Origin of the sequence: Kribbella sp. NPDC051620 (genome assembly GCF_044453825.1) — a bacterium.
In the GTDB taxonomy this organism is placed as follows: Bacteria; Actinomycetota; Actinomycetes; order Propionibacteriales; family Kribbellaceae; genus Kribbella.
Genome location: NZ_JBITDB010000006.1, coordinates 672628 through 686477, shown reverse-complemented (window position 1 = coordinate 686477; position 13850 = coordinate 672628). Strand labels below are relative to the sequence as shown.

At 66.1% G+C, this 13850-nt stretch carries 16 protein-coding genes; 6 read left to right on the top strand and 10 right to left on the bottom strand.

Features of this window, described 5'->3' with window-relative positions:
• The first annotated feature begins 37 nt into the window (after window positions 1–37).
• Together ACIA12_RS32945 and ACIA12_RS32940 are read left to right on the top strand one after the other, a co-directional pair.
• A complete protein-coding gene (locus ACIA12_RS32945; RefSeq protein WP_396371124.1) occupies window positions 38–187 on the top strand; it encodes a hypothetical protein in 150 nt (49 codons plus the stop codon).
• Between the two features lie 30 nt (window positions 188–217).
• On the top strand, window positions 218–955 hold the full coding sequence (locus tag ACIA12_RS32940) for a VOC family protein (protein ID WP_396371123.1): 738 nt from the start codon (window positions 218–220) through the stop codon (window positions 953–955).
• A 38-nt stretch (window positions 956–993) separates the two neighbouring features.
• Here ACIA12_RS32940 and ACIA12_RS32935 read toward each other — a convergent pair whose 3' ends face one another.
• The 6 genes from ACIA12_RS32935 to ACIA12_RS32910 all read right to left on the bottom strand — a co-directional run bounded on the left by ACIA12_RS32935 (window position 994) and on the right by ACIA12_RS32910 (window position 3966).
• A complete protein-coding gene (locus tag ACIA12_RS32935) occupies window positions 994–1305 on the bottom strand; it encodes a hypothetical protein (RefSeq protein ID WP_396371122.1) in 312 nt (103 codons plus the stop codon).
• 77 nt (window positions 1306–1382) lie between these two features.
• The gene (locus tag ACIA12_RS32930) at window positions 1383–1850 is read right to left on the bottom strand and encodes a GNAT family N-acetyltransferase (RefSeq protein WP_396371121.1); all 468 of its coding nucleotides are present in this window, start codon (window positions 1848–1850) and stop codon (window positions 1383–1385) included.
• Window positions 1851–2197: 347 nt separating this feature from the next.
• A complete protein-coding gene (locus tag ACIA12_RS32925; protein ID WP_396371120.1) occupies window positions 2198–2641 on the bottom strand; it encodes a DUF4440 domain-containing protein in 444 nt (147 codons plus the stop codon).
• Complete coding sequence (locus tag ACIA12_RS32920; protein WP_396371119.1) at window positions 2628–3095, bottom strand: hypothetical protein; 468 nt, start codon at window positions 3093–3095, stop codon at window positions 2628–2630. The genes ACIA12_RS32925 and ACIA12_RS32920 overlap by 14 nt, the downstream gene beginning before the upstream one ends.
• Window positions 3096–3105: 10 nt before the next feature.
• Window positions 3106–3624, bottom strand: a complete 519-nt coding sequence (locus ACIA12_RS32915; protein WP_396371118.1) for a DinB family protein — start codon at window positions 3622–3624, stop codon at window positions 3106–3108.
• 9 nt (window positions 3625–3633) lie between these two features.
• Window positions 3634–3966: a hypothetical protein gene (locus ACIA12_RS32910; RefSeq protein WP_396371116.1), complete on the bottom strand. Its 333-nt coding sequence runs from the start codon at window positions 3964–3966 to the stop codon at window positions 3634–3636.
• 557 nt (window positions 3967–4523) lie between these two features.
• Here ACIA12_RS32910 and ACIA12_RS32905 point away from each other — a divergent pair.
• The 3 genes from ACIA12_RS32905 to ACIA12_RS32895 all read left to right on the top strand — a co-directional run bounded on the left by ACIA12_RS32905 (window position 4524) and on the right by ACIA12_RS32895 (window position 7027).
• Complete coding sequence (locus ACIA12_RS32905; RefSeq protein ID WP_396371114.1) at window positions 4524–5273, top strand: DUF4118 domain-containing protein; 750 nt, start codon at window positions 4524–4526, stop codon at window positions 5271–5273.
• 159 nt (window positions 5274–5432) lie between these two features.
• Window positions 5433–6056 carry a hypothetical protein gene (locus tag ACIA12_RS32900; protein WP_396371113.1) on the top strand — a complete coding sequence of 208 codons (624 nt, stop codon included), beginning with the start codon at window positions 5433–5435 and terminating at the stop codon, window positions 6054–6056.
• A 131-nt stretch (window positions 6057–6187) separates the two neighbouring features.
• Window positions 6188–7027, top strand: a complete 840-nt coding sequence (locus ACIA12_RS32895; RefSeq protein ID WP_396371112.1) for a Bax inhibitor-1/YccA family protein — start codon at window positions 6188–6190, stop codon at window positions 7025–7027.
• Between the two features lie 169 nt (window positions 7028–7196).
• Here the strand turns inward: ACIA12_RS32895 and ACIA12_RS32890 are convergent, their stop codons facing one another.
• Together ACIA12_RS32890 and ACIA12_RS32885 are read right to left on the bottom strand one after the other, a co-directional pair.
• Window positions 7197–7427 carry a DUF4287 domain-containing protein gene (locus ACIA12_RS32890; protein WP_396371111.1) on the bottom strand — a complete coding sequence of 77 codons (231 nt, stop codon included), beginning with the start codon at window positions 7425–7427 and terminating at the stop codon, window positions 7197–7199.
• A 106-nt stretch (window positions 7428–7533) separates the two neighbouring features.
• On the bottom strand, window positions 7534–8577 hold the full coding sequence (locus ACIA12_RS32885) for an SGNH/GDSL hydrolase family protein (protein WP_396371110.1): 1044 nt from the start codon (window positions 8575–8577) through the stop codon (window positions 7534–7536).
• 242 nt (window positions 8578–8819) lie between these two features.
• Here ACIA12_RS32885 and ACIA12_RS32880 point away from each other — a divergent pair, with 242 nt between their 5' ends.
• Complete coding sequence (locus ACIA12_RS32880) at window positions 8820–10193, top strand: cystathionine beta-synthase (RefSeq protein WP_396371109.1); 1374 nt, start codon at window positions 8820–8822, stop codon at window positions 10191–10193.
• 720 nt (window positions 10194–10913) lie between these two features.
• On the opposite strand, the gene ACIA12_RS32875 is transcribed toward ACIA12_RS32880, so the two are convergent.
• Entirely contained in the window at window positions 10914–12380 is a 1467-nt protein-coding gene (locus ACIA12_RS32875) for a flavin-containing monooxygenase (RefSeq protein WP_396371108.1), read from the bottom strand.
• 33 nt (window positions 12381–12413) lie between these two features.
• Window positions 12414–13655 carry a lactate racemase domain-containing protein gene (locus ACIA12_RS32870; protein WP_396371107.1) on the bottom strand — a complete coding sequence of 414 codons (1242 nt, stop codon included), beginning with the start codon at window positions 13653–13655 and terminating at the stop codon, window positions 12414–12416.
• Window positions 13656–13850: the final 195 nt, after the last annotated feature.

Here is a 13850-nt window from a genome sequence, read left to right as displayed (position 1 = left end):
CCTCACCGGGATACCGACTGATATGACGTTGGGGGGCTTGATGAAGCACCTGGCGCTCGTTGAGTCGCAGTGGTCTGATCACTGGTTTCGCGACGTGGGGTTTGCGCCGCCCTTTGGTGCCATCGACTGGGACGACATCGCAGACGACTGGGAGTTCGTATCGGCTCGTGACGACACTGTGAAGTGAAGGGCGCCGACCTTCGTTAGCATCGGCGGCATGGCGACGCGGCTTGTTCAGATCAATATGAAGGCTCGGGATGACGCCGCGTTGGGCGGGTTCTGGGCGGAGGCGCTTGGTTGGGAGATCTCCAGCGAGGGGCCGGGCGTGACGAATCTTGAGCCGGAGGGCTTCGTCTATCCCGACCCCGTCGCCGTCTGCATCGACCTTGTCGTCTCACCGGAGCCCAAGACGGTGAAGAACCGCGTGCACGTTGACCTCGCTACCACCTCCGCGGTCCATCAGGCGGAGCTGGTCGGGCGACTCACGGACCTCGGCGCAACACTCGCCGACGTGGGTCAGGGCGACGCCCCGTGGACGGTCATGGCCGACCCAGAGGGCAACGAGTTCTGCGTGCTGGAACCCCGGCCGGTCTACCGAGACACCGGACCGATCGCGGCAGTGGTGGTTGACTGCGCGGATCCGCGAGCCATGGCCCGCTTCTGGGGCGAGGCGATGGACTGGGCCCTGCTCGAAGTGACCGACCACAACGCGGTACTTCGCTCCGCCAAGGGCGTCGGCCCATACCTGGAGTTCATCCGTACACCCGACGTGAAGACTGTGTGGAACCGAGTCCACCTCGACCTCCGCCCATACCCAGCTGACGACCTGGAGACAGAGGCCGCCAGACTCCGCTCCCTCGGCGCCACCCCCATCGACCTAGGCCAGAGCGATGTCCCGTGGACGGTCCTAGCCGACCCAGAAGGCAACGAGTTCTGCCTCCTCACCCCAGCCTGACCGAAACACCGGCCCACGGCTACATCGGCGGTCGCAGTTCACTGCCCTGCGAGCGGTTCGGGCGGGTTGTATTCATGACCGGCGAATTCGCAAGGCATGATGTCGGCATGGGAATTCGCGCCGAGCTTGTTGCATCTGGCGGTGCGGTAATCCGGCTTCCGGATCCATCGGGTGGCACGTTCGATGGCGCCGGGGACTTCGACGAACTGCTGCCGGTCGACGCAACCGCGTATCAGCAGCTCAGTCGGGTGGGACCATTCGACCAGACGGCCTTCTCTCCCGATGACATGGACGCACTGGTCCCAGAAATAGATCGGCTTATCGGCTCTGTCGCCCCAGGCCTTCAGCACAGAGGACTGCTCCGCCTCCGTGCGTTGGCGTCGACCTGCCGAAACCTTCCAGAAAGCACACTCCGCTTCGTGGGCGACTAGTCGGCCCCGCCCTGCGCGCCGGGGGGTGTGAGTCTTGGGTTTTTGGTTCGGCGCATTAGATGGGAGCTGCCCACCTCGTCGGTGAAGGCCCAGCGGCGGTAGAAGGGGATGAGGTTGGGTTGGCAGACTAGTTCGATGCTTTGTACGCCGGTGAGGCGCGGGTGGTGGACGACGGAGTCCATGAGGGTGGCGCCTAGGCCGGAGCCGCGGAAGTTGTCGCTGACCAGTACGTCCAGGACAAGCGCTACGTAGGTGTAGTCGGTGAGGACTCTGGTGAAGCCGACGAGTTGGTCGGACGGAGTGTGGATCACGGACAGGACCAGGTCGGACTCCCTTACCATTCTTGTGACGTCGTCCGGGGTGCGGTCGGTCATCCACCAGGCTGAGGTGAACAAGTCCATCAGTTGAGGTAGTCGCTCCGTCTCAACCAGTTCCTGCACAACGAAATCCTGAAGCCTCGTCATCTGCGCAGGTCTACCAGACGATCCGGCCCTGTTCTCGGCGTTGTGTTCCGTTCGACAGGACATAGTGCCGAATCGGCGGCTCGTGGGACCTGTGGCAGGCGGGGGCGTCGCCGGGGAGCGTGAGTATGTCCTGTCCATCGGGACAGGAATCCGCGGTTGCAAGCGGTGTCTGGGCCGGCCGTGTCCGGTTCGGCCTGGTTGCGTCGCATCGGGTGATTGTCCAGCGGGCGCGGGAGTATCCGGGTGCCTGGATGTGTCGATGTCGGCGGATTCGATGGCGCAGGGCGGGTGAATCTCTTTGAGTGCTGGGAATCGCATGAGGTGGGTGGGACGCGCGGGCCGTTCGACTAGTCGATTGTGAGGCCGGGGCGTTCGTCGTCCCAGGCTGCGGCGGAGATTCGCCAGCCTTCGGTGGTACGGATGAATTGGATGATTTTTCTGCCGCGGCCGGTGAAGGGTTCGCCGTTTTGGGTGCCTGCCTTGGCGTAGGCGCCCCACCAGTGGGCGATGTCGCCCCAGATCTCGGTACTTCCGCCAAGTGCCCATTCGTGGAAGTCGGTCAGCGTGCCGCCTTCGAGCAGGGCTTGGCGTGGGGCGATGAAGTCCTCGACGCCGTAGACGGCCGGCTCGCTGCCGCAGGTCCGGACGATGACGGCTTGGGGGATGAGGAGTTGCCGCAGTACGTCGAGGCGTGCCGCGACTCCCTCACCAGAGGTGAAGGCCGAGAAGAACGCGTCCACCATCCGCTCGAGCTCGGAGCGGTCGGTTGCCTGCTGATCAGTGGTGGTCATCTAGGCCTCCCAGGAAGTCGTGGTCGGCTTGCAGGGTGCTGGGCTCCGGCGGGATCGGCCCTAGCGCGATCAGGTTGCGGTGAGCGAATGTCAGCAGCAGGTCCGGGGAGATGTCCGGTGACGCGTGGAAGGTGCGCTGGTGGATGTCGAGGCGGTAGTACCCGGTTGGTTCACCGGCGAGTTCGCTGGTGACGAAGCAGAGGTAGTGATCGGGAGGCTGTGGTCCGGCGGCCAGGATGTAGTGGGCTCCAAGTTGGCTTCGGTGCTGCTCCAGCCACGCGGGGCGGCCGGAGCTCACCCCCGGTGTCCGCGCGGCCAAGGCCATCAGTTCCTCGAGCCTGTTGGTGGTGACGACCTTGATGTCGCTGGGGCGATTGTCCACCCACGCCGTCTCCGAGTCTTTGAACTTCGGCCAGCGTCTGATTCGTTGGCCCCAACCCAGCAGAAGGCTCATGTGGGGGACCTTATTGGCCGGTGGTGCCGTCGAGGGATTCTCGGAGGAGGTCCAGGTGGCCTAGGTGTCTGGCGGTTTCTTCGATCATGTGGGTGAGGGCGTAGCGGAGGTTGAAGGTCATGCCTTTGCCTTGGGCCATGTCGTCGAGAGATGAGGCGGCGGCTACTACGGCGCGGGAGCGGGTGCATTCGGCTTGGTAGGCGGCTACCAAGGCCGAGAGGGTGTCTTCAGGTGCCAACAAGAAGTTGCCGTGGGGGTTGTCATCGGGCCAGGGCCATTCGATGTCCTGGGCGGCGAAGTCGATGGCGAACCAGAAGCGTTCGGTGCCGGTGAGGTGTTTGACCAGGCCGGCGGGGGTCAGGGCTGAAGCGGGGACGGAGCGGGTGGCGGCCTGCTCGTCGGTGAGACCGGCGACCTTGTTCACGACCGTGTCGCGGAGGAAATCGAGCAAGCTGTTCAGAGTCGCGCGTTCATCCGCGGCCTGCAACGGGCGGGAGCGCTCGACGGGTTGCACCACCGATTTGTCCATTCGGCCAAGCTAGCTTGTGCGGTGGGCCTCTACCCGGCTGAAAAGGCCCGCCGGGTAGACGAAGACCCGCTTCACGCTGGAGATGGGGCTTTTCGTGGCGAGGATCGCGGTGCCCCTCGCTCCGGGGAGCAGGTAGAACTGGCTCTCGTTGGACAGCTTCACCCCTCGGTTGTACTTCGTGGCGTCGCCGTCCTCGCCCGCGAACGCGTCGCACCACTCGTCGACGAAGTCGCTGACGGCGGTTGCCTCTATCTGGCGCCCTTCCTTGGTGACGACGATGACCTTGTACATGTTGATTGTGTCGTTCGATCGGTTGTCGACGGTTGCGATCAAGTAGGTCACGACAGGAGCTTTCGCGAGGCGCCGGTAGTCGCCGTACCGCTGAAGGCGCGGATCGGTCCGCGGCGTCGGTACCTGGATGGTCCCTCGGGCATCCCCGAACGCGAACGAGTAGGTACCTGGGCCTGACAGCGCGGGCACTCTCGCAGTACTGGCTGGTCGACTGGTGATGGGCGGAGCTGGCGTTTTGGCTGGAGCCGAGGGCAGGGACGCCACCGATGCCGGAGGTCCGGAGACGGCTGGTGGCTGAACGGTCGGGTTGTTGACCACGCATCCTGTCGTGACGGCCATCAGGACGACGGTTGTCAGTCGAGTACCCCATCCAGCGAACGACCGCTCCACACCGAACATCCCCATCCCATTTTGGGACCGCCCCCGAACTGCCGATCCTCACTGAACGTATCGGTCACGTCTGCCTTGGTGTTACCGATCGCAGGTCGGAGCGGCGAGGCGAGGCCGAGCAGCCGTGAGCGTCAACGGGCGGCTGAACGTCCGGTGACTTTGTCAGAGTCTGGTGAGAGGCGTTGGAATGTTGGGCTGCGGGGCGTATCAATGGAGGTGTGGAGAGTTACCGGAATCCGGTGCTGACGGGCGCGGTGTTCGCCCCCTTGATCGTTTGTGTGGTGGTTGCGCCGTTCAGGCGCAGTTTTGACAATGCCAATGCGGCGTTGCTGCTGGTGCTGGTGATTGTGGCGGTGGCGTCTTTCGGGGTGCGGCCGGCCGGGGTGGTGGCGGCGGTGTCGAGCGCGGTCTGGTTCGACTTCTTCCTGACGGTGCCCTACAACCGGCTGACGATCGAGAACCAGGACGACATCGAGACGACGATTCTGCTCGTTGTGATCGGCGCGGCGGTGACCGAGATCGCGATCTGGGGCCGGCGGCAACAAGCTCGGGCCAGTCGGCAGACCGGGTATCTGGCCGGCGTCATGACCACGTCGAAGGCGATCGCGGCGGGTGGGTCGACGGCCGAGGTGATCGACCAGGTGCGGACGGAGCTCACCGCCGTACTACGTATCGACGGTTGCCGATTCCTTGCCGGTGGCAAGCGTGAGCACTCGCCGCAGCTGAACCCGGACGGCTCGGTCTCCCGGCGGGATCGGCTGATCAAGGTCGAGCGCGACGGGCTGCCGACCGACGCCGAGATCGAGTTGGTGGTCCAGCACGCCGGCGTCGTCCAGGGCCGGTTCCTGTTGACCGCGGCGAGCCGGATCTCGCGCCCCGACCTCGAGCAGCGCCTGGTCGCTGTCGCTCTCGCCGACCAGGTCGGCGCGGCCCTCGCCTCCCAGGAGACCACTCTGCGTAACCCTTGAAGTAACCCCTGAACTGGCCTGCGGGAAGAACCACATCCTGGGTGGCCACCGGTCCCGGCGTCGTACTTGCCCATACAGGTACGACGCCGCACCGCGTCCACCGCCGGCCGAAGCAGCAGTTTCCTGGCGCGATCGGCGGCCGTACGCCATCATTCGCGGGTGAACGAGCAGGAGATGTATGCGTGGGTGGGGGAGCTGTCGGGGCGGCTCGGCTACCCGATGCCGACGCTGATCTGGGTCGATGGCGGCGTGCACGACCAGAGCTGCATCCAGATCACGCCGAACCCGGCCGGAGGTTTGATCCTCACGGTGCACGATCACGTGGGCGACTTCCACTCCGTGGAAGAGCAGGAAATACTGATCACGCAGGGATTCGTGCAAGGGCGGCTGGGGGTCGAACGCTGGCCGAAGAGGTTCAGGTGGATCGAGGGAGGATCGTTGCTGGCCCTCTGCGTGGTCGGCGGCCTGGTCGTAGGCCAGATCACGGACAACAGGTTCCTGGCGTTGCTTGGGTTGCTCGCAGCGCTGGCGATCGCCTACCTGCTGACCCAGTTGGTGCATGTGCTGCTGGCGTTCGTCATGACGCGCAGCCTCCTCCGCCGGTCCGACCGGATGTTGTGCGAGGTCATCGGTCGTGATCGGGTGGTGGCGTGGCTGACCAGCCGGTTGGGGGATCCGAAGCCGATCGGGTGGAGGTATCGCCTCCGCTGGCTGTGGGCCGGGTCGGCCCCGATGGCTGCCGAGCGGCTGCGGATGTTGGGGGAGAAGGTCGCCGCCGCCTGAGCGGTTGGGTTGTGCAACCTGTTCTGGCTTAGGGATATCGCTTGGGGAACACCTGGTTGATCCTCAGGCGTTGTTAAGGGTGGGCCCGTAGTATCCAGGTACGACCCACAGTGGGTTATCAGGAGGATGACATGCAGAGCAGTAACCCGGTCCTGAACCGGTCGAGTGCGTTTGCGCCTGGCCAAGGCCAGGCCTATCCCGGGGCAGCTCCGTACGGTCAGCCCGGTCCTTACGGTCAGCCCGGCCAGTACGGCGGACCCGGAATGCCGGGCCAGCAGTACCAAGGTGCCCCCGCCAACAGCCGTCCGATGACGTTGGACGACGTCATCGTCAAGACCAGCATCACGCTGGGTGTCGTCATCGCCGGTGCCGCGGTGGCCTGGAACGTGATTCCGGACCGGCTGGTGTCGCCGGTGTTCATCGCGTCGGCGCTGCTGGGCTTCGCGCTGGCGATGGTGCTGTCGTTCTCGCGCAAGATCAACCCGGCGCTGGTGATCGCCTACGCCGCGGTCGAGGGCGCGTTCCTCGGAATCTTCAGCAAGTTCATCGCCGGCTACGTCGGCAGCTCCGATGTCATCGTGCAAGCCGTCCTGGCGACCATGGTGACGTTCGCGCTGACCCTGGCGACCTACAAGTACTTCGCGATCAAGGTGACGCCACGCTTCACCAAGATGGTCGTCATCGGCACGATGGCCTTCGCCGGCGTGCTGCTGGTCAACTTCGTCGCCAGCCTGTTCGGCTACCACACCGGTATCGGCGGGTTCGGCGCGATGGGCCTGTTGTTCGCCGTCCTCGGCGTCGGCCTGGCCGTGTTCAACCTGATCCTCGACTTCGACATGGTCGAGCAGGGTGTTCGCGCCGGAGCCCCGCAGCAAGAGGCCTGGCGGGCCGCGTTCGGCCTGACCGTCACGCTGGTCTGGCTGTACATCAACCTGCTGAAGATCCTCGCGATCCTTCGCGGTAACAACTAGCACTGCGGCAACAACTAGTACTACCCGACAAGGCCCGGTTCCTTCAGGTGGAGGAACCGGGCCTTCGTCATGCCGGACGTTGTCTCAGGCGACTGCATGCAACGAAGACCTGCCCCTCCACCTGAAAGGGCAGGTCTTCGGCGAAAAATTCAGTCTCCTGTTCGGCTCGTCAGCCCATTCGCCTGTGCGCCTTGGCGAGGTCGTACTCATGGACGATGGCTGTGGCGTGCCCGTGTGCGAGGGCGTACTCGCTGGAGAGCCATCTCACCCTGTCGTCGAAGCGCAGGAACGACGGTCCGTCGTTCATCAACCTGAACCACTCGGCCATCTCACGTCCAGTGCATCTGGGCACCTTCTCCACCAGACGTTGGTGCGTCTCCTCGGAGTGGTTCAAGCCCATCTTCGCCTCCCGTTTCATCCGGGGTATCGCGTAGTCATTCGACTGTGCATCAGGAAGACGTTGCGTGCAAGCCCTTCTTCATGAAAGTCAACGCTCAGCGGACGCTCTATTTCCCAACGGGTACTGCGTCCGCGGTGCCGCCGACGCCTTCCTCGACACCCTCAGCCTCGACCCGCTCGACCTCGACCTCGGGATGGCGACGACGGTGCCGGAGCTCGGCCCAGCGACCACGCGGACCGCGCTCGTGACCGGCCACCTCGGTGGCGGCGACCTCGGTACCAGCGGTCCGGGCGGCCTGTACCGCGGCCTCCGCGATCGGCAGCACCGCCTCACCCCGGAACGGCTCCGGATAGATGTACGACTCCGGCCCGATCCCCATCGCGGCGGCAACGGACGGCAGCAACGCGGCCGACGCGGCGGCGTACCCGGTGACGGAGGGGTGGAAGTTGTCCGGCCCCCACATCGACGGGTTGGTGCGGAAGGCCTCGCTCAGCAGGGAGCCCATCGACACCGTACGGCCACCGGCCTCGACCACGCTGATGGTCTGTGCAGCCGCCAGCCGCTGGCTCCACGAGCGGGCCACCTGGCGCAGCGGCGGCATGATCGGCCGGACGACGCCGAGGTCCGGGCAGGTGCCCACGACGACCTCGCAGTTCGCGGCGCGCAGCCGGCGTACGGCGGCTTCGAGCAGCCGGACGGAGGTCGACGGCGGCACCTGCGCCTTCACGTCGTTGACGCCGATCAGGATCGCGGCCACGTGCGGGCCGGCGAGGAGAGCATTGTCGACCTGGCCGGCCAGGTCGACGGACTTGGCCCCCGTTCGGGACACGTCGACGAGCCGGACCGGGCGCTTCGCCAGGTCGGCGAGACCGCTGGCGAGCAGTACGCCGGGGGTCTCGTCGGGCGAGGAAGTGCCGTATCCGGCTGCACTGGAGTCGCCGATCATCGCGAGCGTGATCGGGCGACCTGGGTACCGACCGTACAGGCCGTCGCCCTTGGCCGGGTGAGCCTTCATCGGACCGATGACGTGCTTGGCATACCGCGCTTCCGCGGTCAGTACGCCGTACAGCGTCGCCCCGATCAGTCCGAGTCCCCCGCCACCGAAGGCTGCGGCCTGGGCCAGTTTCTTGGCGGCCCGGGCTTTTGTCATAGACCCAGGATTACACGGTGTGATGCCGAAGCAAGTGAAATAGGGGAACGGCGCGCTAAGTGTGCCCTCAGCGACATCGCTCGAACGATGGCGGCGCCCAGGCACGCACCTCGCGGCGTTGGAGAAACGTCCACGATGCCAGGGCATCGAGGACGCTTCTCCGCCTTGCGATGCACGCACCTGGACGCCGCCATCGTTCGAGCGATGTCGCTGAGGGCACACTGGTCTCGTACAGTGAGACTGTGCGCTACTCAGAATCTCTCCTGGACCTGGTCGGCAACACGCCGCTCGTGCGGCTTTCGAAGACCACCGACGGTGCCAAGCCGCTGGTGCTCGCGAAGGTCGAGTACTTCAACCCGGGCGGGTCCGTGAAGGACCGGATCGCCAAGCGGATGATCGAGGCGGCCGAGGCCTCCGGCGAGCTCAAGCCGGGTGGCACGATCGTCGAGCCGACCTCCGGCAACACCGGCGTCGGGCTGGCGATGGTTGCCCAGGCCAAGGGCTACAAGTGCGTCTTCGTCTGCCCGGACAAGGTCAGCGAGGACAAGCGCAACGTGCTCAAGGCGTACGGCGCCGAGGTGGTGGTCTGCCCGACCGCGGTCGCGCCGGAGCACCCGGACTCGTACTACAACGTCTCCGACCGGCTGGTCCGCGAGATCGAGGGCGCCTGGAAGCCGAACCAGTACGCCAACGTGAACAACCCGATCTCGCACTACGAGTCGACCGGGCCGGAGCTCTGGGAGCAGACCGACGGCAAGATCACCCACTTCGTGGCGGGCGTCGGTACCGGCGGCACGATCAGCGGCACCGGGAAGTACCTGAAGGAGGTCTCCGGCGGGCGCGTCCAGATCATCGGGGCGGACCCGGAGGGTTCTGTGTACTCCGGTGGGTCCGGCCGGCCGTACCTGGTCGAGGGCGTCGGTGAGGACTTCTGGCCGGAGACGTACGACCGCGACATCTGCGACCGGATCATCGAGGTCTCCGACGCCGACTCGTTCGCGGTGACGCGGCGGCTGGCGCGGGAAGAGGCGATGCTCGTCGGCGGATCTGCTGGGATGGCGGCCGCGGCTGCCATTCGGCTGGCCAAGGAGCTGGATGACCCGGACGCGGTCATCGTCGTGCTGCTGCCGGATGGTGGGCGTGGGTATCTGACGAAGGTGTTCAACGACGAGTGGCTGGCGCAGTACGGGTTCCTGGCGCACGAGCGGCAGGGGGCGACGCTGGGCGAGGTGCTCGCGCGCAAGGACGGCAGCCTGCCGCCGCTGGTGCACATCCACCCGCACGAGACGATCGCCGAGGCGGTCGAGATCCTGCGCGAGTACGGCGTATCGCAGATGCCCGTGGTGCGCGCGGAGCCGCCGATCATGGCGGCCGAGGTTGCTGGTTCGGTGTCGGAGCGGACGCTGATGGACGCCCTGTACTCCGGGAAGGCGCGGCTCGCGGACATCGTCGAACTGCACATGGACCCGGCGCTGCCGTCGCTGGGTGCGGGCGAGTCGGTGACGCAGGCGGTCGAGCTGCTGGAGGGCCGGGACGCCCTGATGGTGCTGGACGACGGGAAGCCGGTGGGCGTGCTCACCCGGCAGGACCTGCTCGGTCATCTGTCCGTCAGCTGACTCCTATCTGTCCACGACGGTGGGAACGATGGCGATCAGGACCGTGAGCAAGATGCCGACCACGATCGCTGCTGACCCGAGTACCTGAAGAATTTCCATACCTTCAGAATCCGCCGGAAATCCGTTCTGCCCATCGGTCCCTAGACCTGTCTTGTGGTCCTCCCGGGGTAGCAGAACCCCTTGTTTCCCTCATACTTCTGTTGCCCCAAGCAATAAACAGAACCACCGACGCCGGCCGCCCCTACGGGGACGGCCGGCGTCGGCGGTTCTGGAGGTGCGAATGGCGCGTTGCCCGCACCCGGTGGGTGAGCTAGCGGTGGCGCTGCGCGCCACCAGCTGCTCGTCGTACTCCTGCTTGCTCCACCACCGATGAGCCCCCCGAGGACTCTTCGGGTGTGGGGCGGCCGCACTCGAGCGCTCGGTAGGTGGGGCGCCTGGCCTGCTACCGGGGCGTGGGGGGTTGGGGTGGAAGCACGCCCGGCTCGAGTGCGGGGCTGGGTCAGCGGTCTACGACGGTGGGGATGATGGCGATCAGGGCGGTGATCACCACACCGCCGACGATGACGACCGTGCTGAGGATCTGGAGGAGGTTCATGCTTCTAGAGTCCTCCGGAAACGAGCGGAAAACGTCGGTCCAAAGACCTGTCTTCGTCTCCACCTATAGTCGTACGCCGACCCTGGCCCTCTCCTACTCCAGTAGTCCGGGGTGCCTCAGGGGTGTCAGTGGGTGATGACGTAGTCGGCTGGGTTGAGGCGGCGGGTGCGGCGCCAGTAGGTGAGGGTGAAGTCGGGCCAGATGGTGGAGTTGCGGCCCTGGTCGTCGAGGTACCAACTGGTGCAGCCGCCTTGCCAGACGCTGCCGTCGAGGTCGTGCTGGACCTCGGAGACGAAGCGTTCCTGGACGTCCTCGCGCACCTCGACCGCGGTGGCGTTGCGGCGGCGCAGCAAGTCCAGCGCCTGCATCACGTATCGGACCTGCGCCTCGATCATGAAGACCATCGACGAGTGCCCGAGCGCCGTGTTCGGGCCGACCAGCAGGAACAGGTTCGGGTAGCCGGCCACCGTGATGCCCAGGTGCGCGCCGATCCCGTTCTGCTTCCACGCGTCGCCCAGGTCGACCCCGTCGCGGCCGAGGATGCTGATCCGGGTCAGGTTCCCCGACACCTCGAACCCGGTCCCGAACACGATCGTGTCGCACTCCCGCTCGACCCCGTCCGCGGTCACCACGCCGGTCGGTGTCACCCGGCCGATCCCGTCCGTGACGACCTCGACGTTGTCGCGAGCCAGCGCCGGGTAGTAGTCGTTCGAAATGAGGACCCGCTTGCAGCCGATCTGGTAGTCGGGCGTCAGCTTCTCCCGCAGTACCGGGTCGCTGATCTGCTTGCGGAGCTGCCGCTTGGCCTGCAGCTCGAGCCCCTTCATCAATCGAGGGTTGCCCGCGAAGCCGAGCCCGCGCGCCTCCAGCCCCCAGAAGATGATGTCGCGGATTGCCCGCTGACCGGCAGGGAACCGCGCATGCAGTGACCGCTCCAGCGACCCGATCGCGCGGTCGGGCTTGGATGTGACCCACGGCGGCGTCCGCTGGTACAGGTCCACCTGCGCCGCCTGCTCAGCGACGCGAGGCACGAACTGGACCGCCGAGGCGCCGGTCCCGATGACGGCCACCCGCTTCCCGGTCAGGTCGTGCTCGTGATCCCACTGCGACGAGTGGAACGCCTTGCCGGCAAAGGAATCCAGGCCGACGATCGCCGGGAACTTCGGCTTGTGCAGGTTGCCCACGCCGCTCACCAGCGCCTGCGCCTGCAGCGTCTCGGTGCCGTTGACCGTGACGGTCCAGTGCCCGGTGGCTTCGTCGTACGCCGCTTCGGTGACGTCCGAGCCGTACCGGATCTTGTCCGCGATCCCGTACTTCGTGGCGCAGTGCTCCAGGTAGGCGAGGATCTCGTCCCACGGCGCGAACATCCGGGTCCAGCGCGGATTCTGCTCGAACGAGAAGGAGTACAGGTACGACGGTACGTCGCACGCGCAGCCCGGGTAGGTGTTGTCGCGCCAGGTCCCGCCGAGGCGATCGGCCTGCTCCAGGATGACGAAGTTCTCGCAGCCGGCCTGGCGGAGCTTGATACCCATGCAGATCCCGGCGAACCCGGACCCGATGATGGCGACCTCGACCTGTTCCAGAGCAGTCATACCAGCGAAGGTTACCCGCCAGTCAGGTCGCTGTCAGCGGAGTCGATGGAGGATCTCGCCGGCGTTCGGGATGACCAAGGTGTCCGGGTCGCTCTCGTACTGCGCAAGCTCGAACCCCGCCGGATCCAGGTACCCGAGATTGGCGCCGCGGACGACCTCCTCCGGTATGCCTGTCGCCAGCGTGACGTCCACCCGACACCGCTCCCCATCGACCGGATCCCAGGTCCCCGCGCCCCGGAGATGCGTCGAGTGCGCGAGCACCCCCCAATGCATCGAGCGGAACGAATCCCACTGACCGAGGAAATAGTCGCGGCAGTGGTACCCGATCTGCTCGATCTCCGGGTGCATCGCGGCCAACTGGGTCACGTGCGGGGCGTACAGGATGACCTCGCCGCCGTCGGCCACGACCGGCTCGACCTTGTAGAAGCCCTTCGCGGCCGTCCAGATGTCTTGATAGCGCGACGGCATCAGCGAGACGACCCGGCGTACCGGCTTGTCGAGGTAGCGGACGTGGGTCTGCGCGGACACCGATGCGGCTGCTTGCCAGGAGGATGCGGTGTCGCCGAAAGCCACTGCGTGCAGGCCATTGGTGCCGGACTGGGCGACGACGCTGATCGCGAGCTTCTCGGCGGGGATGAGCGCGGCGGCCTCGTCGATGAGAGCGCGCACCGGGGTGATGCCCGGCGTGCCGATGATGCCGGCGCTGGTGATCAGCGCGCCGAGCCAGTGGGAGAGGTCGATGACTTCCTGGCCGGCGACACCTGGGAAGAAGTACTTGTTGCCGCCGGAGAAGCCGACCACCTCGTGCGGGAAGACTGGGCCGACGACGAGCGCGACGTCGTGCTCGACGACTGCGCGGTTGAGGCGTACCGGGACCTCCTCGTGCAGCAGGCCGCCGGAGATCTCGCCGATCCGGTCCGCGCTGATGATGCCGAGGTCGGCGAAGGTCTCTTCCTTCCACCACTCGTGGTTGAGCACGTCGTAGTCGCCGCCAAGATGCGTGCGCAGCTCGTCAGCGGACATCTCGGCATGGGTGCCGAGGGCAACGAGCACCGTCAGCCGGGAGACCTTTCCGGTCAGGGCGCCGTGGACTGCGTTCAGCAGGAGCGGCAAAGGGCAGCTCCGGGTGGCGTCCGGGACGATGACGCAGACGCTCCGGCCGTCGAGCCCGGCGCCGGCCAGTTGCTCGTGGATGAAGGCGGTGACGTCGGCATCGGAGAGGACCTGGCCGGGTCCACCCAGCAGTGCGGCGGTCTGCGCGTCGGTGGCGGTCATGCTGTTCAGCTTACTGGCAAGCGGTTGCCAAGGGGTGTCCTGTCGCTCGGGACCAGTCAAAGGATGCCGACTGTAGTCGGCTGGAAGCCCTTGGTGTGCAGGGGATTCGCGTCATCCTTCGGTAAGGGGTGAGGCGTTGACCGGGTCGGTGCGCGGGAGCAGCATCGGGGTGTCAACTGGGGAACAGCTAGGCAA